The following is a 20,187-nucleotide window of genomic DNA, read 5'->3' on the forward strand; positions in this document are numbered from 1 at the left end:
GATGTTATAACATAACAGTAACAACTTTCTAGATAAGACTCAATCCCATCAACACAAATTCTTCGCAGTCCTATTGAAATTCAGACCAGTCTTTTACCCTAACCACCAATCCCGCACGCTGACCGACTGGCAATTGAGTATTAGGAAAGACAATGGCATCCCCTTCTTGCTCGATCACATATTGCCCTAGACTCGATTCAGCTAAAACAAATCCCGCCTCAAAGCCTGTGAAGTTCTTCAAATCACTTGGGATATTTAACTGATAATCCTCACTGTCTTTCGTTAATACATCAATCACTTCAAATAACTTCATCTCTTCTACTGACTTTTCCGCCAGTTCAGCTTTATTTAATAAAGCCACTAATGAATCACGAATAGCACTCAATCGAGTTAAATCATTTTCCCCGAAAGGCTTAACCTGGCCTAACTCAACCGTCGCTGCATGAGCACCATGGGTTGCATAGGAGTGATAAGAAAATGTCGTTGCAGGCTGATGTGATAACAGTACGGCTTCAATGCCACAAGCCGCATGAAAAGCAAATTGAGCTAGGCTGTAAGATTTGCCATTGGTAAAAGGATGTACCGCAAACTTTTCATATTCTGATCCTCTGATTGCCGTATGAAGATCATAATGAAATTTCTCACCTGCGTGATGGACATCAAAAAAGTTCTTTACTGACGCCTCCAAATGCTTCGCTCGCTCTACTTCCATACCTTCATAACGTTGCCAAGCACCGCAAAATAAACGGTTTAGATTTACATCACAGAAACGGGTACCTTCGATCATGGCTTGGGGATGCCCCAAAATCACCAGCAAGCGAACATTTAGCTCCAGCTCACCCGCTAAAATTTGTTGTACCAGAGCGTTTACCAATTCAATTGGAGCCGTTTCGTTACCGTGGACCCCCGCAGAAAGAACCACACTGTGTTTGGGTGCTTGCTCAGGTTCAAGACGCAAAACTCCTGAACACTCTAAGTAAGCCTTCCCTCCCCTAAATGACCACATCATAGTCTTATCATAAGAAGGATTTGCTAGAGTAAAAGCCAATAAATCATTATTCGGGATCGACATAAAACACTCCAAATCAAAAAACCTTGTTATGCTATCGCAATTCCTATTACTAGATGCGCTTTGCACTGCATAACATTTTCGGGACAAAACTAAATGTCGCGTTGACGAAAGTAACTGAATCCTCTCTTTCATAAGATTAATTCTTTAAAAATATCAGGCAAATCGTTACCCTTCTTTTTTTGTGTAATTTAAGACTACTCCAATGTCCGAATCCGATGAAATCATTACTCTTGTAAATCGTAACAACCAAGTCATCGGTGATGTCCCCCGCCGTCAAATGAATTTCGAAGACGATATTCATAGAGTCACTTTTGTTTTGGTGTTCACAGGGCCAGAGACCTTATTGCTGCAAAAGCGGACCGAGAATAAGGCGTTCTGCCCTGGCTACTACGGTGTAACAACGGGCGGAGTGGTCTCTGCAGGTGAAAGCTATGACCTTTGCGCGCAAAGGGAACTAGAAGAAGAGCTTGGGTTAATCCTGCCCTTGAATATTGAAGGCATGTTTTTCACTGAGGGGGAAGGTTTTAGAATTTGGGGCAAAGTATATAGTTGCCATTACGACAAGCAACTACACGGCCCACTCACACTACAGGCAAAGGAAGTCGCTGAAGTTATCGAAATGGATATCAAAGATATACTCAATAACAAAGAGCAACGATTATTTACACCTGATTCACTTGATGCTCTTCTACACTTTGTAGAAGGTAGGCTTCAGGATTACCCCAATGTTCCTTGAGATTGAATCAGTTTTTATTCGTTTCCTGCGCTTAACTATTTGTCTTAGTTACGCACTGACGGCCACACTAGTTAACGCTAAAGAAACAGATCATTGGCGCGACCGTCAATATATATACGATAGCTTTTTAAAGATCGCTTTACAGCGAGAGTATGAAACGTCTGTAGAGCCAAGGCTGGTTCGCTGGACAAAGCCTATCTTAGTATACTTTGAGAGTGAGCTTGGGGACTCCAAGCTACAAGCTCGGTTATTAAGCGTTCACGCACAACATTTATCGCAAATTACAGGGGTTCCCATCTACTTTAGTTCTACCCCGAGTGACGCGAATATCATTGTATCTTTCACCAGCCGTGAGAACTTAGAAAGTAAAGTTCGCCGCTATATTGGTAACCCTGAAACAATTCGAGCAGCATTAGATGAAGCTATTTGTCTTGGTAATTTCGGCGTAAGCAAACAAGGTGAAATTCAGCGTGGAGTTATCTTAATCCCCGTGAATTATGCGAGACAGAATGCACGACTTTTAGATTGTATTGTTGAAGAAATTACGCAACTTCTCGGGCTACCCAATGACTCAGATGAGGTTTATCCGTCTATCTTTAACGATGTCAGCTCAGACATATACTTATCCCCCTTAGATTACATCCTATTAAAAATGCTTTACTCACCAAGACTTCATGCAGGTATGAGCCTAGCGGAAGTTGAGCAAGCTTTACCTGCAGTTATTGACGACCTTTACTATCTAAAAATCATAGATAACGCCGCGACGGATGTTCAAGAAGGAAGCCTTAAGCGTTTTCTTGGTGATTAAAGGCGCTTTAAAAGCAAATTTACTGTCATTTTATTAACCGGAGTCATAAATTCTGGTTATTACATCTTTTTTTTCTCTCAAGTTAGGTAAAATGCCCAGCAACTTGAACACACACTCGGAGAAATTGAATGTTTCCAGAACTCAAGAACGACCGTTTTCTGCGTGCACTACTGAAACAACCTGTCGACGCCACTCCTGTTTGGATGATGCGCCAAGCTGGCCGCTATCTTCCAGAGTATCGTCAAAGTCGTGCTCACGCTGGCGACTTTTTGAGCCTTTGTAAAAACGATGCGTTTGCTTGTGAAGTAACACTTCAACCTCTAGAGCGTTACGACCTAGACGCCGCCATTCTCTTTTCAGATATCTTGACCGTTCCTGATGCGATGGGGTTAGGGCTCTACTTTGAGACAGGCGAAGGACCAAAGTTCAAGCATGTTATTCGCTCTGCTGCTGACGTTGAAGCCTTGCCCATTGCTAAGGCAGATGATCTTGATTACGTCATGAAAGCTGTCAGCACAATACGTCACGCACTTAACGGGCGCGTACCCTTAATCGGTTTCTCTGGTAGCCCTTGGACTTTAGCGACTTACATGGTCGAAGGCGGCTCTAGCAAAGACTTCCGTCACATCAAAGGGATGATGTATTCAGACCCAGATACATTGCACTCCCTATTAAATAAATTGGCAATCTCGGTCACTGACTATTTAAATGGCCAAATTAAGGCCGGAGCACAAGCCGTGCAGATCTTTGATACTTGGGGCGGTGTACTAAGTGGCCCTATGTACCAGCAGTTCTCATTGATGTACATGCGCCAAATTATGGACGGCCTTATTCGTGAGCACGAAGGCCGTAAAATCCCAGTTATTATGTTCACCAAAAATGGCGGACAATGGCTTGAAAACATGGCGGCAACAGGCCCTGATGCATTAGGCTTAGACTGGACGACTGATATGGCCGAAGCGCGAGCGCGCGTTGGCGATAAAGTAGCACTTCAAGGTAACTTGGATCCTTGTGTGTTGTACGCAGGCAAAGAAGTCATTGAACGAGAAGTGGCCAATGTGCTTGAGGGGTTTGGTCATGGTACTGGTCACGTGTTTAACCTTGGCCATGGTATTCACCAATTTGTCGACCCAGAACGCCCTAAATACTTGATTGATGCTGTTCATGAGTTAAGTAGACCTTATCATGAACCAAAGTTTGATGATCTTGATGCACTAAACGAAGAGCAGTCATAGCGTCTTAACAGGGGGGGCTATTTTCACCGAAGTATTCAAGCAGTTATATCGGTGATCTAAGAGCCCCCCACTTCTGTAAACACACTTCCTCAGGCGTCAGCTTTTCTCGCACCCACAACCCATTCGCCTTACGGCGTACCGCTTCAAATTGACCGTTTAAATAACAGCAAACATGATCTTTTCCACTATCGTCTAACCAAGATAAGCGTGCCAGTAGCATGCTGTCACTGCAGCCAATCACCACTAATCGCAAATAGCACTCTCTTTGGGATTCATCTATTACTTTTAAACTTTGCAAACATTGGGGCATAGATTGAGAAGTGACATGAACACTCTCACTTCGCGTCAAACGCAATTTAAGGTCAGATAGAAACTCATCTAGACCTTTCTCAAAAACCATAATGCCTTGCTGTTCCATGGCTTACTCCAGAACGGATTTTTGAATCTAATTATTTGCCATTAACTATAGAACAAATTTATGCAATTAGTAGCGAGCCGTGCCTTTGAGTGGTAATTTATAGCAAAACAATGCCTTGAATGGAGACACTCTATGAAATTAGTAACAGCCATAGTTAAACCCTTTAAACTTGATGAAGTGCGTGAAGCACTTTCTGAAATCGGTATTAACGGTATTACTGTTACAGAAGTAAAAGGCTTTGGCCGTCAGCGTGGCCATACAGAGTTGTACCGTGGCGCTGAATACGTTGTGGACTTCTTACCTAAAGTAAAACTTGAACTAGCAATTGATGACGATCAAGTAGATGTTGCCATCGAAGCCATCCAGAAAAGCGCAAACACTGGAAAAATTGGTGACGGTAAAATTTTCGTTACCGCATTAGAACAAGTCATTCGTATCCGTACTGGCGAAACAGGTGCAGACGCCATCTAATTCGCACAACTAAATACTAAAAAGGCGCTTCCTCTATGAGGGAGCGCCTTTTTTTTAAGCGTTTGCAGCATTAAAACGAGCAGCTAACCTTTATCAGGAACTTTGATCGATAGCGTTCCCAAATAACGATTCTGACGCTTTTCTACAAGTCTAAAGATATAAATAACCGCGATACTGATGACCAAATAAATCGCACCAGCGGCTAAGAAAATCTCAATAGGCGTATAAGTACGAGCAATGATCGTACGCGCCATCCCAGTCAGGTCTAGCAAAGTGATCGTACTAGCCAGGGCACTTGCTTTAAGCATCAAGATGATCTCATTCCCGTAAGCGGGTAATACGATGCCAAATGCTCGCGGCAACAAAATACGGCGATACATCTGTACCTTGGTCATCCCCATAACCTTACAAGCTTCTACTTCCCCTTCTGGAATCGCCTGAATCGCGCCACGGAAAATTTCAGCGGTATAGGCAGAAGTGTTCAGTGTAAAGGCAATAATCGCACACCAGAAAGGCTCTCTTAGAACTGGCCATATAAAACTCTCGCGCACTACCTCAAACTGAGACGCGCCATAGTAAACCAAGAAGATTTGAACGAGTAACGGCGTACCACGAAAGAAAAAGATGAACGCAAACGGCCCACCACTGATCAATGGGTTCTTTGAAATTCGAGCCAAAGCGATCGGCAAGGCAACAATAGCGCCCAACACAATCGACAAGATCACTAACTTCATCGTCATCCACGTGCCGCTTAGCAAACGTGGAAAGTATTCAATAACAACAGAAAAATCTAATTCCACGTATTTATCCTCGAGTTAGGCCGCGGCTTGCACGCTTTTCTAAGTAATGAACGACAGCCATTGAAACAATAGTCAGCGCCAAATACATAAATGCGGCAACGAGATAAAATAGGAACGGCTCTTTGGTATTACTTACCGCCACATTGGCTTTACGCATAATGTCTTCAAGGCCAACGACCGACACCAATGCAGTATCTTTAAGCAATACCAAAAACAAGTTACCAATACCTGGCAAAGCAACTCGCCATACCTGCGGTAGGATGATGCGGAAGAATTTTCTTCGGGGATGCATGCCTAAAACAATGGCCGCTTCATGCTGACCTTTAGGGATCGCCTGTAACGCACCACGAAACACCTCAGTCGCATACGCACCAAATGTTAAACCTAATGCGGTTACACCAGCGGCAAAAGGTCCGATCTCGATGTACTCGTCATAACCGAACACACTCGCAATCGACATCAAAACAGTCGTCGCACCGAAATAAATAATCAATACGGTTAAAAGTTCTGGGACACCACGAATGATCGTCGTGTAAAAATTTGCGATCCATTGCAACGGTTTAATATTGGATAATTTAGCTGACGCACCCAACAAGCCTAGGATCAAGCCAACGGCTAAAGAAGACAGCGCCAACTGAATGGTGATGCTCGCCCCTTGTAGAAGCTGATCACCAAAACCATGAAGATCTAACATAAAGCTATCTCAGTCTATGTGGTCACAATACACCAGCAAATGCTGGTGTATTGTGGTTTGACATCTTAGTAGATGGAGAATGGGAAGTACTTAGCGTTAATTTTCTGGTAAGTACCATCAGCCATGATCTCATCCAACGCTTTGTTGAATTTGTCTTTCAGATCATCGCCTTTACGCACAGCGATACCGATTTCGTCTTCTTTCTTGAAAGACTTGCCTTTGAACTCAAATTTGCTGCCATCATCAGATGTTTTCAGCCAATCGTAAGTCGGTAGCTCATCAGAAAGCACGATATCCAGACGACCAGCAACAAGGTCTAGGTATACACTGTCTTGTGTGTCGTAGAATTTCAGTGTTGATTTACCTGTGAAGTTATCTTCTAGGTACTGTGCAGCCAACGTCGCACGCTGTGCACCAATCACTTTGCCATCAAGTTTTTCTAGATCGAACTCTTTACCCTTTGGCGCAAGGAAACGAAGACCACCAGAGTAGTATTTGTTAGTGAAGTCGACTTGCTTTAGACGCTCTTCAGTGATCGACATAGATGCAATGATCGCATCAAATTTACGTACTTTTAGACCAGGGATTAGACCATCCCAATCTTGGGTAACGACTTTACAGTCTGCTTCCATTTTTTCACATAGCGCCCAAGCGATGTCCACGTCAAAGCCTTGTGGCTTGCCGTTGTCATCGATGTAGTTAAATGGCGCCCAAGCACCTTCTGTTGCAATACGAACAGTATCGGCAGCATTTACAGAAAGAGACGCAGCCGCAGCTGTGATCATGACAGCAGAACTTAGTGCTAATTTTTTAATACTCATTAGTCGGTCCTTTTGTTGGATTGATAATTTTTTATAGTACGCCTTATCGCATTACACCAGCCAAATGTAGGCCAGTATCACTGTGCTATGCAACAGATTAAAATGCTGTCGATAAGAAAGCTTTACAACGCTCTGAATCCGGTGAGCCAAACACCTTCTCAGGTGTTCCTTTTTCTTCTACTAGGCCTTGGTGAAGGAAGACAACTTCACTAGAAACCTCACGGGCGAAATTCATTTCGTGGGTTACGATCAACATCGTTCTCCCCTCATCCGCCAAACCTCGCATTACACCCAAAACTTCACCAACCAATTCAGGGTCTAACGCTGAGGTTGGCTCATCAAACAACAGAATCTGAGGGTCCATCGCCAACGTACGGGCGATGGCAACACGCTGCTGCTGACCACCCGAAAGCTGGTTTGGGTACATATGCTTTTTATCTGCAATACCTACCTTGTTTAGAAGATACTCAGCATACTCAAGCACTTCTTGCTTAGGTCGCTTCAAAACATGCAGCGGCCCTTCCATGACATTTTGCAAGATAGTCATATGCGGCCATAAGTTAAAGCTCTGGAAAACAAAGCCAATTTTCTGACGCATACGAGTCAATTGCTTCATATCCGCAGCAACAAGGTCCGTCGCACCAGGTTTGAGCTGCAACGCTTCACCATTAAAGCAGATACTGCCTTGGGTTGGATTCTCAAGTAGATTAATGCAACGCAAAAATGTGCTCTTTCCTGAGCCACTCGAACCAAGGATCGAGATCACGTCGCCATCGTGGGCTTCTAATGAAATCCCCTTTAATACTTCATGGTCCCCAAAGGTTTTATGGATATCCTTTAGCTCTAAAGCAGGGTCTTTAGACATTCTGATTACCTTTTTTTATGACTCTGTTTGCGCAAAGGATAAACTTGATAAAGCTCAAATATTACGCATCAATGTTAGGTTCAGGTAGAACGCATCAAAAAACACGCCAACTACATCCCCCTATTCTAAAACTTTTTTCGCCAAAGTTGTCGTGTTTTCTTATCCGCGTGGACAGGATTGTTATGTTTTATCGACAAATTCTTTCGTTCTTCGCGCGGAGACACACCAAAATACCCTTTATAAGTGGTACTGAAGTGTGGTGCTGAGGTAAACCCACACGCATGACCAATCTCTAAAATACTCTTATCTGTTTGCGTTATCAGCTGCTTAGCATGTTTCAGGCGCAACTCTAAATAATAGCGTGATGGCACAGTTTCTAAGTTTTGCTTAAACAAACGCTCTAAGTGCCGACGGGAAACACCGACATGATAGGCGATATCATCAGAAGAAAGAGGTTCTCGAATATTGGCTTCCATCAATTGCACCGCCTCAATCAGTTTTGGCTGCCCAGTTCCGATGCGCGCTTGAAGTGGAATTCTTTGTGGGTCTTGATTAGTGCGTATCCGTTCACACACAAATTGTTCTGAGATATGACTCGCCAATGTCATGCCGTGCTGTTTACCGATCAAAAACAGCATCATATCCATCGCGGCCGTGCCACCACTGCAAGTAAAACGATCGCGATCAACTTCAAACAGATGACTTGAAACAATCACAGCAGGGAATGCTTCTCTTAGGCTGGCCAAATCCCCCCAATGAATCGTAGAGCGATAACCGTCGAGTAGCCCTGCACGCGCTAACACATAGCTGCCAGTGCAAATTCCGCCTAAAGAAATGCCATGTTTTGAGCAACTTAACAACCAAGCGTCTAAACTAACATCATCCTCTTGATTAACGCTGGAAGCGCCACAAACAATAATAGCGTCCAAATCTTTAGGAACGTCGTCGGTTAAATAGTCTGTGGTTGTCGCGACGCCAGAATTCGAAAGTATAACTTTCGTTTTGTGACCGAGCGTACAAAACTGGTATAAGTCTTTACCACTGACCCAGTTCGCCATATGGATCGTTTCCATTGCTGAGGAAAAAGCCAGCATGGAAAAGCTTGGCATCAGCAAAAAGCCGTATTTTTGAACTTTTTTACTGGCTTGCATGATTTCACGTGATGCATATTCGGTGTTGTACAAATTATTATCCTACGATAAGCACATTCAAAAGATTTTTATATCGTTTAGAATGAATAACAGAGGCTTTTAAGATCGACATCAAGCTTTTTTTGACGCCTAGATCGCTTCCCAAGAAGCATACGTCGCATTTTGAAAAGTCACCAGCTATCTTAGCCGCTATTTTTTCTTAATAATTAAATAAGCGGTGAGAAGACAGCGCAATAAAAACTATAAGCAGATCTTCAATAGACACCAACACTCATAAGGATGAGTAACATGACGAATAGTAAAAAGAGTGAACTGATCACTCGTATTGAAGCAGAGATCAAAGATAGCGTAGGCGGCAAAACGGCCGACGACATCATCAAATTGTCCCATATCTACTTCCAAGATCTATTGATCGAAGATATGGAGCAAGAAAGCATCGATAATCTTTACGGCACGAGCATTTGCCTATGGGATTTCATCCAGCAACGTAACGCGAACACACCAAAAGTGCGTGTTTACAACCCTAACTTCGAAGAACACAGCTGGCAATCCACACACACCGTGGTTGAAGTTCTTACGGATGATATGCCATTCATCGTATCGTCTTTCAACATGGCGCTGGTTCGCCTAGGCCACACGATTCACTTCACTGCTCACCCAATCATTGCAATCAAGCGCAATAAGTCTGGTGAACTGAGCAACATTGCAGAACGCGACCCTCAAGGTGCTAACGAAGCATTGATTCGATTTGAAATCGACCGTATCTCAGACTTGAGTAAAATGGACGAGATCAAAAATGCATTGTTAGAAACACTAGAAGACGTGAAGCAATGTGTCAGCGACTGGCCTGCAATGAAAACCAAACTTGCAGAAGTCATCAAAGCATCTGAGCAAGTTGCTCACCTAAAAGACAGTGATGAACACCAAGAGAATTTGGCTTTCCTACGCTGGGTGGAAAACAACCATTTCACTTTCGTTGGCTTCCGCGAATACGACCTTGTCAAAGAAGACGAACAAACGCACCTTAAGTTTGTTGAGAACTCTGCGCTGGGTACGTTCCGCAAAACCAAGAAAGAAAAGTACGACATTATCCTTAATGATCACCTAGCAAAACTGGCTTACGATCGTGACAGTTCTTTGGTGCTAACGAAATCTACCGCCATTTCAACAGTGCACCGCCCTGTTCACTTGGACTACCTAGGCATCAAGCGCTTTGATAAGAAAGGCAATGTCATTGGTGAATGGCGCTTCTTCGGGTTGTACTCTTCTGCAGCCTACGTAGCACGCCTACAAGACGTACCTCTACTGCGTAAGAAGCTAGAAATTCTAGTTGACCGCATGAACGTAGACCCGAACAGCCATAAGGGTAAAACGCTTAAGCACATTTTAAACAGCTACCCTCGTGACGAAATGCTACAAGCGCCTGTTGATGAATTGTTCCACAGCATCGAAGGTATTCTTGCGATCCAAGAGCGACGTCAGTTACGCGTATTCTTGCGTAAAGACATCTATGGCCGTTTCTTAAGCGCTCTAGTTTACGTTCCTCGTGACCGTTACAACACTGAGCTTCGTATCAAGATGCAAGACATTCTGATGCAAGCATGCAACGGTACAAGCTCTGAATTCAACGTTCAGTTCTCTCAGCAAGTATTGGCTCGTGTTAACTTCACGATTCAAATCGCAGACCCAGAAAACAGCCCTCAAATCGACATGGACGACATCCAACGTCGCATGCAAGAGGCGATGTTATCTTGGGACGACAAGCTTCTGACTGCACTTCACACTAGCCAAGGTGAAGAAAACGGCAATAAGCTTTACAACGAATACGCGCCATACCTACCAGCAGCCTACCGCGAAGACTTTTCTGCTAACACAGCCGTGTTGGACATCGAACGTCTTAGCGAGCTAACGAACGATGGTGACATTTCCACGCACCTTTACCGTCAAGTGGGCCAATCGAAAAACCATTACTTCTTCAAAGTATATGGTGCTGGCACAACCTTGGTTCTGTCGGATGTATTGCCGATCCTTGAATGCATGGGCTTACGTGTACTTGAAGCACGTCCATACGAGCTAGACCAAAACGGTGACGGCCAAGCGAACACTTGGGTGGTAGAGTTTGCCATCAGCATCAACCCAAGCGTGAACCTTGATAAGAAAGCCTACCGTGATGACTTCCAAGACGCGTTTAACGCGGTCTTCAAGCGCCGCATCGAGAACGACCGTTTCAACGCATTAGTATTGGATGCTTCTCTAACGTGGCGTCAAGTGACTATGCTACGTGCCATTACTAAGTACTTGGTTCAACTGCAAGTACCGTTCTCATTGCAGTACATGCAGCAAACATTGGAGAAAAACGCTCCGATTGCTCGTCTGTTGGTGCAATTGTTCGAACAGCGTTTTGATCCAGCTCTTGAAGCAAAACGCGAAGATAAAGTGGCGAAGCTACTTGAGAAAATCGAAGCAGCACTGGATCAAGTGGCTAACTTGGACGAAGACCGAATCTTGAAACACTACCTATCTGTGATTCAAGCTATGCTTCGTACCAACTTCTACCAACCTTCTCCAGAAGGCGAAATCAAAGATTACGTATCGTTCAAGCTTGATCCAAGCCTGATTCCAGCGGTACCACTACCACGTCCGAAATTCGAGATTTTCGTTTACGCACCATGGGTAGAAGGTGTCCACATGCGCGGCGGTAAAGTTGCTCGTGGTGGTCTACGCTGGTCTGACCGTATGGAGGACTTCCGTACTGAAGTACTGGGTCTTGTTAAAGCGCAAATGGTTAAGAACGCCGTCATCGTACCAGCAGGTGCGAAAGGTGGTTTCGTTGCTAAGCAGCTTAAGAAAGCGTCTTCTCGTGAGGAAACTCAAGCAGAAGTGGTTCGTTGTTACACCACTTTCATTTCTGGTTTGTTAGACATTACCGACAACTTGGTGAAACAAGAGCTTGTGCCGCCGACAGCGGTTAAACGTTATGACGAAGACGATCCGTACCTAGTGGTTGCAGCCGATAAAGGTACGGCTACCTTCTCTGACTTAGCCAACAGCATCTCTGAGAAATACGGCTTCTGGCTAGGAGACGCTTTTGCGTCAGGTGGCTCAAACGGTTACGACCATAAGAAAATGGGTATCACAGCACGCGGTGCTTGGGAATCTGTTAAGCGTCAATTCCAAGAAATGGGCATTGATTGCCAATCAACAGACTTCACTGCTGTCGGCATTGGCGACATGGCTGGCGACGTATTTGGTAACGGTATGCTGTTATCAAAACACACTCGCCTAGTGGCTGCGTTTAACCATATGCACATCTTTATCGACCCAACACCGGATGCAGCATCATCGTTTGCAGAGCGCCAACGCTTGTTCAATCTACCACGTTCATCTTGGGAAGATTACAACAAAGAATTGATCTCTAAAGGCGGCGGTATCTTTAGCCGTAGTGCGAAGTCTATTCCAATTAACGCGGATATTCGCAAAGCCCTAGACATCGAAGGCAATGTGAAATCCCTAGCGCCAACAGAGCTGATTTCACACATCTTGAAAGCACCTGTTGACCTACTTTGGAACGGCGGTATCGGTACCTACGTGAAAGCAGAGTCTGAGACGCATGCGGATGTAGGCGATAACGGCAACAATGCACTGCGTATTAATGGTAAAGAGCTTCGTTGTAAGATCATCGGTGAAGGCGGTAACTTGGGCTTTACACAGCGTGGTCGTATTGAGTTCGCTCAAAAAGGCGGCTTGGTGAGCACTGACGCCATCGATAACTCTGCTGGTGTAGACAGCTCTGACCACGAAGTAAACATCAAGATCCTGTTGAACCGTATCGTTGAAAACGGTGACATGACAGAGAAGCAACGTAATAAGCTACTAGCAGAGATGACAGATGAAGTGGCACACCTAGTACTGCGTCACAACGAAGGTCAAAGCCACCTGCTATCGCTAGTGAACTCTCGTGCACCTGAGCGTATTGCTGATCACTGGCGCTTAATGTTGTCATTGGTTCGTGAAGGTCGTTTGAACCGTGAGATCGAGTTCTTGCCAACTGATGCGCAAATGAAAAAACGCATGAGCAAAGGTCAAGGCCTAACGCGTCCAGAAATCTCTGTACTATTGGCGTACTCAAAAATCAAATTTGCTGAGCAGTTAGTCGATGACGGCATTGGTGAAGATCCAGATTTGCGTGCGCAAATCAAAGATTACTTCCCGAAACCGCTGGTACAACGCTTCTCTGAGCACATGATCGAGCACCCATTGGCGCAAGAAATCATTGCTGCACACGTAACGAACAATGTCGGCAACCGCATGGGATCTACCTTCACAACTTACGTGCAGGAAGAAACTAGCGCCTCGGCACTAAACGTTCTTCGTGCCTACATGGCTGCTGAACAGATGTTTGATATCCCAGCACTTTGGGATGCCATCAACGAGTTAGATTTCAAAGTTGAAAACAGTCTGCAGAACCAGCTGTTGATTCAAATCCAAAGCCTGCTTGAAAAAGCAACGCTATGGCTGATTCGCAACACTCGTGAAGCGTTAGCTATCCAAAAACTGACCGATACGTACAAGCCTGGTATCGACATCATCCGCAGCAACCTTGATGCGGTATTGACGAAACCAACCAGTGACTACTTGGCTGAAACTAGCCAACAGTTGCAAGAGCAAAACGTACCGGCTGAAATCGCTGACAAGTTGTGCGCTCTACCATTCCTATTCTATGGATTGGATGTTATTCGCGTAGCAGCTAACACAGAGAAAGAAGTATTGGATACTGCACAAACTTACTTCGCTCTAGAAATGGATCTTGGCCTGTACTGGCTACGTCAAAGCATTCGTAAGCTTCCAGCTGACGATATGTGGGAGCGTCGTGCCAAAGCGGGTCTTGGCGATGAAGTCGACAACGCATTGCGCACCATTACTCAAGAAGTGATTCAATCCAGTATTGAGATTAACGATTTGGAAAAACGTCTTGCTCATTGGCAAGAACTCAACCAAGACAATATCAACCACTACCACAGTACTTTCGGGGAAATTAAAGCCGAAACTGAGCTATCCCTATCTATGGTAAGTGTTGCTATTCGAGAGTTGAGAAATCTGATATAAAACCCCGAGCGGCCCAACTCGGGCCGCTCCATTTTAAGAGGTATTAGTAAAGTGACTGAACAAGTAACGAGAGCAACATTTGACGAAGTAATGTTTCCAAACTACGCACCAGCGGCAATCATCCCTGTGCGCGGTGAGGGCTCTCGCTTGTGGGATCAGGAAGGTAAAGAGTACATCGACTTTGCAGGCGGTATTGCCGTAACTGCATTGGGGCACTCCCACCCAGTTTTGGTTGACACAATGCGTGAGCAAGCAGGCAAACTATGGCATCTATCCAATGTCATGACGAATGAGCCTGCACTTCGATTGGCACAAAAACTGACACAAAAAACATTCGCTGATCGTGTGTTTTTTGCTAACAGTGGTGCTGAAGCCAACGAAGCGGCATTCAAATTGGCTCGCCGTTACGCGTTTGATCACTTTGGTCCAGAAAAGAATGAAATCATTTCTTTCTACCAGTCGTTCCACGGCCGTACTTTGTTCACCGTATCCGTTGGTGGACAGGCGAAGTACAAAGAAGGTTTTGAGCCAACTCCTGGTGGCATCAAGCACTGTGCTTACAATGACATCGAAGCATTAAAAGCGCTTATTTCTGATAAGACATGTGCCGTTGTTATGGAGCCAATCCAAGGTGAAGGCGGTATCATTCCAGCAGACAAAGTGTTTGCTAAAGCGGTACGCGAACTGTGTGATGAGCATAAAGCACTGCTTGTATTTGATGAAGTGCAGTCTGGTGTCGGCCGTACTGGAACGCTTTACGCTTACGAGCAAACTGGCGTAACACCAGATATCCTAACCACTGCGAAAGCATTAGGTAATGGTTTCCCTGTTGGCGCAATGATTGCAACCGAAGAAGTAGCGAAAAGCCTAGCTTTTGGTACACACGGTAGCACTTATGGCGGTAACCCAATGGCGGCTGCCATTGCTGAAGCGGTTATCGATATCGTTGACACACCTGAAGTGCTAGAAGGTGTTAACAAGCGCCACCAGCTATTTGTTGATGCCCTAACAGCCATCAATGAAAAGTACGATGTGTTCAAAGACATTCGTGGCATGGGCTTACTAGTGGGTGCAGAAGTGAAAGATGAATTGGCTGGCCATGCCAAAGACTTCTTAGCAAATGCCGCTCAAGAAGGCTTATTGGTTCTGGTTGCAGGACCTAATGTTATCCGTTTCACGCCATCACTAATCGTTCCAGAAGCCGATATCAAAGAAGGTTTCGAGCGCTTTGAGCGAGCGGTAGCGAAAACTGCAGCAGATCTGAAAAAGTAGAACGTTCGTTCTTACAAAGAAACCGCGCAACACGCGCGGTTTTTTTTTGCTCATCTATTTACATTTTTTGATCCCAATATTTTGTCAATTCTTGGTAAAGCTCTTAAGATAAAGGCTCTAACTAAATTGGCGGGATCTGCATTGCACTCTTCCATTATTATCCGCGTTATAACACTCCTTCTGGCGCTCATACTCAGTGCCTGCAGCAGCGTGCCGAAACAAACTGTCCAACTTTCACCCAGTGCGCTAGCGAGTGAAAGCACATCCGATATTGCTCAACGACTTTATGATCAACACAACATGTGGCGCGGCACCCCTTACGCTTGGGGAGGCATGAGCCGTAAAGGTGTCGACTGCTCGGGTTTTGTAATGATCACACTTAGAGACCAATTTGACGCTTACCTTCCTAGAACAACGCTAAAGCAGTCGGAAACAGGCTATGCGATCGAACCCTCTGAACTTCAAGCTGGCGACTTAGTGTTTTTCAAAACCGGCTCCAAAGTACGTCATGTGGGTATTTATATTGAGGATGGACGTTTCCTACACGCCTCAACATCAAAAGGCGTTATTATCTCCAGGCTCGATAATGTTTACTGGAAAAAGCATTACTGGCATGCCCGTCGCCTTTATTGAACGGCGTATTCATTACTTAATAACAAATCCATTGCAATATTACGGTTGTCTATTTATTTGCAAGATCCTTTAGACAAGCGCGTTGTCGAAGCACCCTTGCTAGTTTAAGCTCTAAAAAGTTTTGCTAATTTTTCATTCAGATCAATGTCCTGCTGCGATCTACTCAACATCTGACAGAGAGAGATAAACTGTGTTTTTATCCTTTTTCCCGAAACCCAAACTGTTCTTTTTGACCTTTGCCCTCTGGGCACTTGCTTGTGTGATTAGCTGGTACACCTTTGGTCAGGATCTGGGCTCAAGCCTCAGTCTAGGCCAATTCTTTGGCGTCGATTTCCCTACTCCATTGGCAGAAGGGGCTGAGCAAGCAGCACAAATGGCTTATCAAGAGTCCTACGAGTTTGCCAGTGACGTTTGGCTCTACCAATACATGTTCGTGTGCTATGCACTGTTCGTCGGCGCTTGGATGGTGTACGGCGGACAAAAGTGGGCAAAATGGTCTGTAATGGGATCGGCGCTGATTGTGTTCATTACCTGGTTCCAAGTACAAGTCAGTGTCATGATCAACGAATGGTACGGTAGCTTTTATGACTTGATTCAAAAGGCCCTCACCGCTCCCAACACCATCACTCTTGGCGAGTTCTACGGCCAGCTTGTTACCTTTGCCACCATAGCGCTGGTTGCCATCACCGTGGCAGTGTTTAACAACTTCTTTGTCAGTCACTACGTTTTCCGCTGGCGTACCGCCATGAATAACTACTACACGTCGATCTGGCCTAAGGTACGTCATATCGAAGGCGCATCACAGCGTATTCAAGAAGATACCATGCGCTTTGCCAGCATTGTCGAAAGCCTTGGTGTGCGCTTCTTAGATTCGATCATGACCTTGCTAGCATTCTTGCCGGTATTGTGGGGACTGTCTGGCTATGTCACTGAGCTACCATTAATTGGTGAAGTACCTCAGGCACTAGTATTTGTTGCCATTCTTTGGTCGATTATAGGTACCGTTTTGCTTGCAACCGCAGGGATTAAACTGCCTGGTCTTGAGTTCAAAAACCAAAAAGTCGAAGCAGCTTACCGAAAAGAGCTTGTTTACGGGGAAGACTACGCTGATCGTGCCGAACCAGTAAAACTGGCAGAACTGTTTGATAACGTCCGAAAAAACTACTTCCGCCTATACTTCCATTACCTATATTTTAACGTGGTACGCTACGGTTACCTGCAGGCGGGTGTGCTGGTGCCGCTGATTGCACTTGGCCCATCGATTGTTGCAGGGGCATTTACACTGGGCGTGATGCAACGTATCTCCAATGCCTTTAATCAGGTTGAAAGCTCTTTCCAGTTCCTAGTGAACTCCTGGACCACCATTGTTGAACTGCTTTCCATCTACAAACGTCTTAAAGCGTTTGAGTCCGCCATTGCTGAAGTGCCGGACGATGTATTAGAAGACAAGATTTCTTCTTGATCCTCATCTCTTCTTGATTTTCAAATAGGGCGCCCACTTAAATATTTCCTTTTCTAAGTGGACGCCTTATTTTTTCTCGCATTTGCCAGTGCTATGATTGTCCGAACTATGAATGAACGGCTGCTCCCCCTATCACGTTGAGCCGTTGCTTGGAGACACGAATGAAAAAAGTATTTATCGACGGTGAAACAGGTACCACAGGCCTACAGGTACGCGAACGTCTAGTAAACCATCCTGACATTGAAGTCATCAGCATTGATGAAGCCAAAAAGCGCGATGTGGAAGAAAAGCGCCGTCTGATGAAAGAAGCAGATGTGACGGTTCTTTGTTTACCTGATGAAGCCGCTAAAGACACGGTAGCCTTGGCGAAAGAAGAAGGTTGCCGCGTTCTGGATGCGAGCTCTGTTCACCGTGTGGCAGAAGGCTGGGTATACGGTCTTGCTGAACTCGATGCAAGCCAACGTGAGCAAATCCAAGAAGCACAATTTGTTTCTAACCCGGGCTGCTACCCAACGGGCATTATCTTGCTACTCAAGCCACTGGTTGAACAAGGTTTGCTAGCAAAAGATGGCCACTACACCGTGAATGCGATCTCTGGTTACACAGGTGGTGGTAAGCAACTGATCGAAAAGTACGAAGGTAACCCAGATGCTGCGACTTACGGCACTTACGGCCTAAACTTCAAGCACAAGCATCTTCCTGAGATCCAAAAATGGTCACAACTAGATAACACACCAATCTTTATCCCAAGTGTTGGTAATTTCGCTCAAGGCATGTTGATTAGCATTCCTGTGACCTTATCAGGCGCTATGACTGGTGAGAAACTTCACGCGGCCCTCGCTTCAACTTACGAAGAAGAAGACTTTGTGACGGTTCACCCATTCAATGAAGTGAAAGACAGTCATGCACCTTTCCTAACACCTCATGGCTTGGAAAACACGAACCAAGTAGAGCTCGCTGTGTTCGCTTCAGAAGACGGCCAATCTGTTGTGCTATCTGCGAAGCTTGATAACCTTGGCAAAGGCGCTTCTGGTGCAGCCGTTCAGAACCTGAACCTGATGCTTGGTTGCGCAGAAGATACGGCGGTCGTTCTATAACGTTCAACCGCTCTATACAGACTCGAAAGCCCATGACATCATGGGCTTTTTTATAGGCAACGAAATATGCCAAAGAGTTAATTTCTGGCAATCGCCATACGACGAGCCGATACCACGCCTTTTCGCACACCGACTTCTGGTGCAATGGTAAACAGATCACCGTTTAACCCTGTTAGCTGTCTCGGCACATGAGCCTCTTTAGCAATCTGGGCATTAGCGGCCATATGCTCGGGCTCACCATGGGTTGGGATAGCCACTTGTGGCCGCACCCAGTCGTACATTGCAGTCAGCTCATCCGCGTAAGGGTGGCCACTTACATGAATGGGCTGATCAATATCGTGACTTTGTAACGTTCGAATCCCTTGAGCTTTAAAAGCACTCACCAACCGCTCAATGGCCATCTCATTGCCAGGAATAATCATGGCACTAAACAACACCAAGTCGCCTTTTTCGAGGGTTAAATCAAAGCAATCATCACGAGCCAAACGGTTTAACATAGCTCTCGGCTCGCCTTGACTGCCTGTGGCAACTGCCAACACTTCATTTGCAGGCAGGTAGCCCAAGTGACTCGAGTCAATTAATGGCGCATCTTCAGGCCAATAACCGGCCACACGCGCAGCGCTGACCATATTTTGTAAAGAGCGTCCGATCAGAGCTAGGTAACGTCCAGTTTCTTTAGCGATGTTGGCAAGCGATACTAGGCGGGCAATATTACTGCTAAAGCAGCCTACGACCACTCGCCCTGATTCGTCTTTAATCACCTCTAATAAGGCTTTATAACAGTCATACTCCGACACCGAATGACCAAACTTCAACGCATTCGTCGAGTCACAAACCAATGCTTGGACATTACGTTGTCGTAATGTGGTTAACACCGCTGGGGAGAAACGTTCACCAATCACTGGGCTGTGATCAATTTTCCAATCACCTGTATGAAATACATTGCCAGCTGGAGTTTCAATCATCAATCCACTTGGCTCAGGGATGGAGTGAGTCAGTGTTACCCACTGTAAATCAAAACACCCCACTCGAAACTGACTGCCCATACTAAGTTCATGAATTTCCACCTCCCCTAATAAGCCGACTTGCGCTAGTTTTCGACGCAAGATTTCAGCGGTAAAAGGAGTCGTATACACCGGTGCTTGGAAGCGACGCCAAAGGAAAGGTAATGCACCAATGTGGTCTTCATGGGCATGCGTAATAACTATGCCGGCTAAACGGTGGCGCTGCTGTGCGATAAAGCTGGGATCGGCGCATACTAACTCATGAGTGCGGGCGCTATTTTCATCAATTGGCTCATTAAACGAGACTCCGCAATCGACCATCAGCCACTGCCCATCATGACCGTATAAATTCAGATTCATCCCTATCTCGCCTGTGCCCCCTAAGGGTAAAAACCACAGGTCATTTCGCGTTGGCACCAACAACTCCACACATCTCTCCTTTTCGTCTAACCCTGCCTATTTTACGCGATTCAAATTGAACTTAGTTCATGAGATCACTATATTAATGCAATAAATGTTCAAGTTGCTCGACTACTATGTTG

General features: G+C 45.3%; 17 protein-coding genes. 9 read left to right on the forward strand and 8 right to left on the reverse strand.

What is annotated here, in order from left to right:
* Positions 1-70: 70 nt before the first annotated feature.
* Positions 71-1,072 carry a succinylglutamate desuccinylase gene (gene astE, locus C8D85_RS12130; protein WP_133563089.1) on the reverse strand — a complete coding sequence of 334 codons (1,002 nt, stop codon included), beginning with the start codon at positions 1,070-1,072 and terminating at the stop codon, positions 71-73.
* 202 nt (positions 1,073-1,274) lie between these two features.
* Here astE and C8D85_RS12135 point away from each other — a divergent pair, with 202 nt between their 5' ends.
* The 3 genes from C8D85_RS12135 to hemE all read left to right on the forward strand — a co-directional run bounded on the left by C8D85_RS12135 (position 1,275) and on the right by hemE (position 3,851).
* Positions 1,275-1,808: an NUDIX hydrolase gene (locus tag C8D85_RS12135; RefSeq protein WP_133563090.1), complete on the forward strand. Its 534-nt coding sequence runs from the start codon at positions 1,275-1,277 to the stop codon at positions 1,806-1,808.
* Entirely contained in the window at positions 1,798-2,616 is an 819-nt protein-coding gene (locus tag C8D85_RS12140) for a DUF2927 domain-containing protein (RefSeq protein WP_133563093.1), read from the forward strand. The genes C8D85_RS12135 and C8D85_RS12140 overlap by 11 nt, the downstream gene beginning before the upstream one ends.
* Positions 2,617-2,744: 128 nt before the next feature.
* The gene (hemE, locus tag C8D85_RS12145; RefSeq protein ID WP_133563095.1) at positions 2,745-3,851 is read left to right on the forward strand and encodes a uroporphyrinogen decarboxylase; all 1,107 of its coding nucleotides are present in this window, start codon (positions 2,745-2,747) and stop codon (positions 3,849-3,851) included.
* A gap of 43 nt (positions 3,852-3,894) precedes the next feature.
* Here hemE and C8D85_RS12150 read toward each other — a convergent pair whose 3' ends face one another.
* Positions 3,895-4,269, reverse strand: coding sequence for a hypothetical protein (locus C8D85_RS12150; RefSeq protein ID WP_133563096.1), 375 nt, complete (start codon positions 4,267-4,269; stop codon positions 3,895-3,897).
* 132 nt (positions 4,270-4,401) lie between these two features.
* Here C8D85_RS12150 and glnK point away from each other — a divergent pair, with 132 nt between their 5' ends.
* Positions 4,402-4,740, forward strand: coding sequence for a P-II family nitrogen regulator (gene glnK, locus C8D85_RS12155; protein WP_055463653.1), 339 nt, complete (start codon positions 4,402-4,404; stop codon positions 4,738-4,740).
* A gap of 83 nt (positions 4,741-4,823) precedes the next feature.
* Here glnK and C8D85_RS12160 read toward each other — a convergent pair whose 3' ends face one another.
* The 5 genes from C8D85_RS12160 to C8D85_RS12180 form a co-directional block, all read right to left on the reverse strand.
* The gene (locus tag C8D85_RS12160) at positions 4,824-5,540 is read right to left on the reverse strand and encodes an ABC transporter permease (RefSeq protein WP_133563098.1); all 717 of its coding nucleotides are present in this window, start codon (positions 5,538-5,540) and stop codon (positions 4,824-4,826) included.
* A 4-nt stretch (positions 5,541-5,544) separates the two neighbouring features.
* Positions 5,545-6,234 (reverse strand): ABC transporter permease, encoded by a 690-nt coding sequence (locus tag C8D85_RS12165; protein ID WP_133563100.1) that lies wholly within the window; start codon positions 6,232-6,234, stop codon positions 5,545-5,547.
* Positions 6,235-6,299: 65 nt separating this feature from the next.
* Positions 6,300-7,055 (reverse strand): transporter substrate-binding domain-containing protein, encoded by a 756-nt coding sequence (locus C8D85_RS12170; protein ID WP_133563102.1) that lies wholly within the window; start codon positions 7,053-7,055, stop codon positions 6,300-6,302.
* A 97-nt stretch (positions 7,056-7,152) separates the two neighbouring features.
* Positions 7,153-7,920 carry an ABC transporter ATP-binding protein gene (locus tag C8D85_RS12175; protein ID WP_133563104.1) on the reverse strand — a complete coding sequence of 256 codons (768 nt, stop codon included), beginning with the start codon at positions 7,918-7,920 and terminating at the stop codon, positions 7,153-7,155.
* Positions 7,921-8,045: 125 nt separating this feature from the next.
* A complete protein-coding gene (locus C8D85_RS12180; RefSeq protein WP_133563661.1) occupies positions 8,046-9,071 on the reverse strand; it encodes a GlxA family transcriptional regulator in 1,026 nt (341 codons plus the stop codon).
* A gap of 288 nt (positions 9,072-9,359) precedes the next feature.
* Here C8D85_RS12180 and C8D85_RS12185 point away from each other — a divergent pair, with 288 nt between their 5' ends.
* The 5 genes from C8D85_RS12185 to argC all read left to right on the forward strand — a co-directional run bounded on the left by C8D85_RS12185 (position 9,360) and on the right by argC (position 18,641).
* The gene (locus tag C8D85_RS12185; RefSeq protein ID WP_133563106.1) at positions 9,360-14,177 is read left to right on the forward strand and encodes an NAD-glutamate dehydrogenase; all 4,818 of its coding nucleotides are present in this window, start codon (positions 9,360-9,362) and stop codon (positions 14,175-14,177) included.
* A 51-nt stretch (positions 14,178-14,228) separates the two neighbouring features.
* Positions 14,229-15,449 (forward strand): aspartate aminotransferase family protein, encoded by a 1,221-nt coding sequence (locus C8D85_RS12190; RefSeq protein ID WP_133563108.1) that lies wholly within the window; start codon positions 14,229-14,231, stop codon positions 15,447-15,449.
* 210 nt (positions 15,450-15,659) lie between these two features.
* Entirely contained in the window at positions 15,660-16,082 is a 423-nt protein-coding gene (locus C8D85_RS12195; protein WP_228189919.1) for an NlpC/P60 family protein, read from the forward strand.
* 190 nt (positions 16,083-16,272) lie between these two features.
* Complete coding sequence (sbmA, locus tag C8D85_RS12200) at positions 16,273-17,544, forward strand: peptide antibiotic transporter SbmA (RefSeq protein ID WP_133563110.1); 1,272 nt, start codon at positions 16,273-16,275, stop codon at positions 17,542-17,544.
* A 161-nt stretch (positions 17,545-17,705) separates the two neighbouring features.
* Positions 17,706-18,641 carry an N-acetyl-gamma-glutamyl-phosphate reductase gene (argC, locus tag C8D85_RS12205; RefSeq protein WP_133563112.1) on the forward strand — a complete coding sequence of 312 codons (936 nt, stop codon included), beginning with the start codon at positions 17,706-17,708 and terminating at the stop codon, positions 18,639-18,641.
* Positions 18,642-18,718: 77 nt separating this feature from the next.
* Here the strand turns inward: argC and C8D85_RS12210 are convergent, their stop codons facing one another.
* Positions 18,719-20,074, reverse strand: coding sequence for a ribonuclease J (locus C8D85_RS12210; protein WP_211342188.1), 1,356 nt, complete (start codon positions 20,072-20,074; stop codon positions 18,719-18,721).
* Between the last annotated feature and the right edge of the window lie 113 nt (positions 20,075-20,187).

This window comes from Marinomonas communis (assembly GCF_004363305.1).
GTDB classification, from domain to species: Bacteria; Pseudomonadota; Gammaproteobacteria; order Pseudomonadales; family Marinomonadaceae; genus Marinomonas; species Marinomonas communis.

Coding starts and splice junctions, on each gene's coding strand:
- astE (WP_133563089.1), bottom strand. CDS start 1,072: ATGTCGATCCCGAATAATGATTTATTGGCTTTTACTCTAGCAAATCCT.
- C8D85_RS12135 (WP_133563090.1), top strand. CDS start 1,275: ATGTCCGAATCCGATGAAATCATTACTCTTGTAAATCGTAACAACCAA.
- C8D85_RS12140 (WP_133563093.1), top strand. CDS start 1,798: ATGTTCCTTGAGATTGAATCAGTTTTTATTCGTTTCCTGCGCTTAACT.
- hemE (WP_133563095.1), top strand. CDS start 2,745: ATGTTTCCAGAACTCAAGAACGACCGTTTTCTGCGTGCACTACTGAAA.
- C8D85_RS12150 (WP_133563096.1), bottom strand. CDS start 4,269: ATGGAACAGCAAGGCATTATGGTTTTTGAGAAAGGTCTAGATGAGTTT.
- glnK (WP_055463653.1), top strand. CDS start 4,402: ATGAAATTAGTAACAGCCATAGTTAAACCCTTTAAACTTGATGAAGTG.
- C8D85_RS12165 (WP_133563100.1), bottom strand. CDS start 6,234: ATGTTAGATCTTCATGGTTTTGGTGATCAGCTTCTACAAGGGGCGAGC.
- C8D85_RS12170 (WP_133563102.1), bottom strand. CDS start 7,055: ATGAGTATTAAAAAATTAGCACTAAGTTCTGCTGTCATGATCACAGCT.
- C8D85_RS12175 (WP_133563104.1), bottom strand. CDS start 7,920: ATGTCTAAAGACCCTGCTTTAGAGCTAAAGGATATCCATAAAACCTTT.
- C8D85_RS12180 (WP_133563661.1), bottom strand. CDS start 9,071: ATGCAAGCCAGTAAAAAAGTTCAAAAATACGGCTTTTTGCTGATGCCA.
- C8D85_RS12185 (WP_133563106.1), top strand. CDS start 9,360: ATGACGAATAGTAAAAAGAGTGAACTGATCACTCGTATTGAAGCAGAG.
- argC (WP_133563112.1), top strand. CDS start 17,706: ATGAAAAAAGTATTTATCGACGGTGAAACAGGTACCACAGGCCTACAG.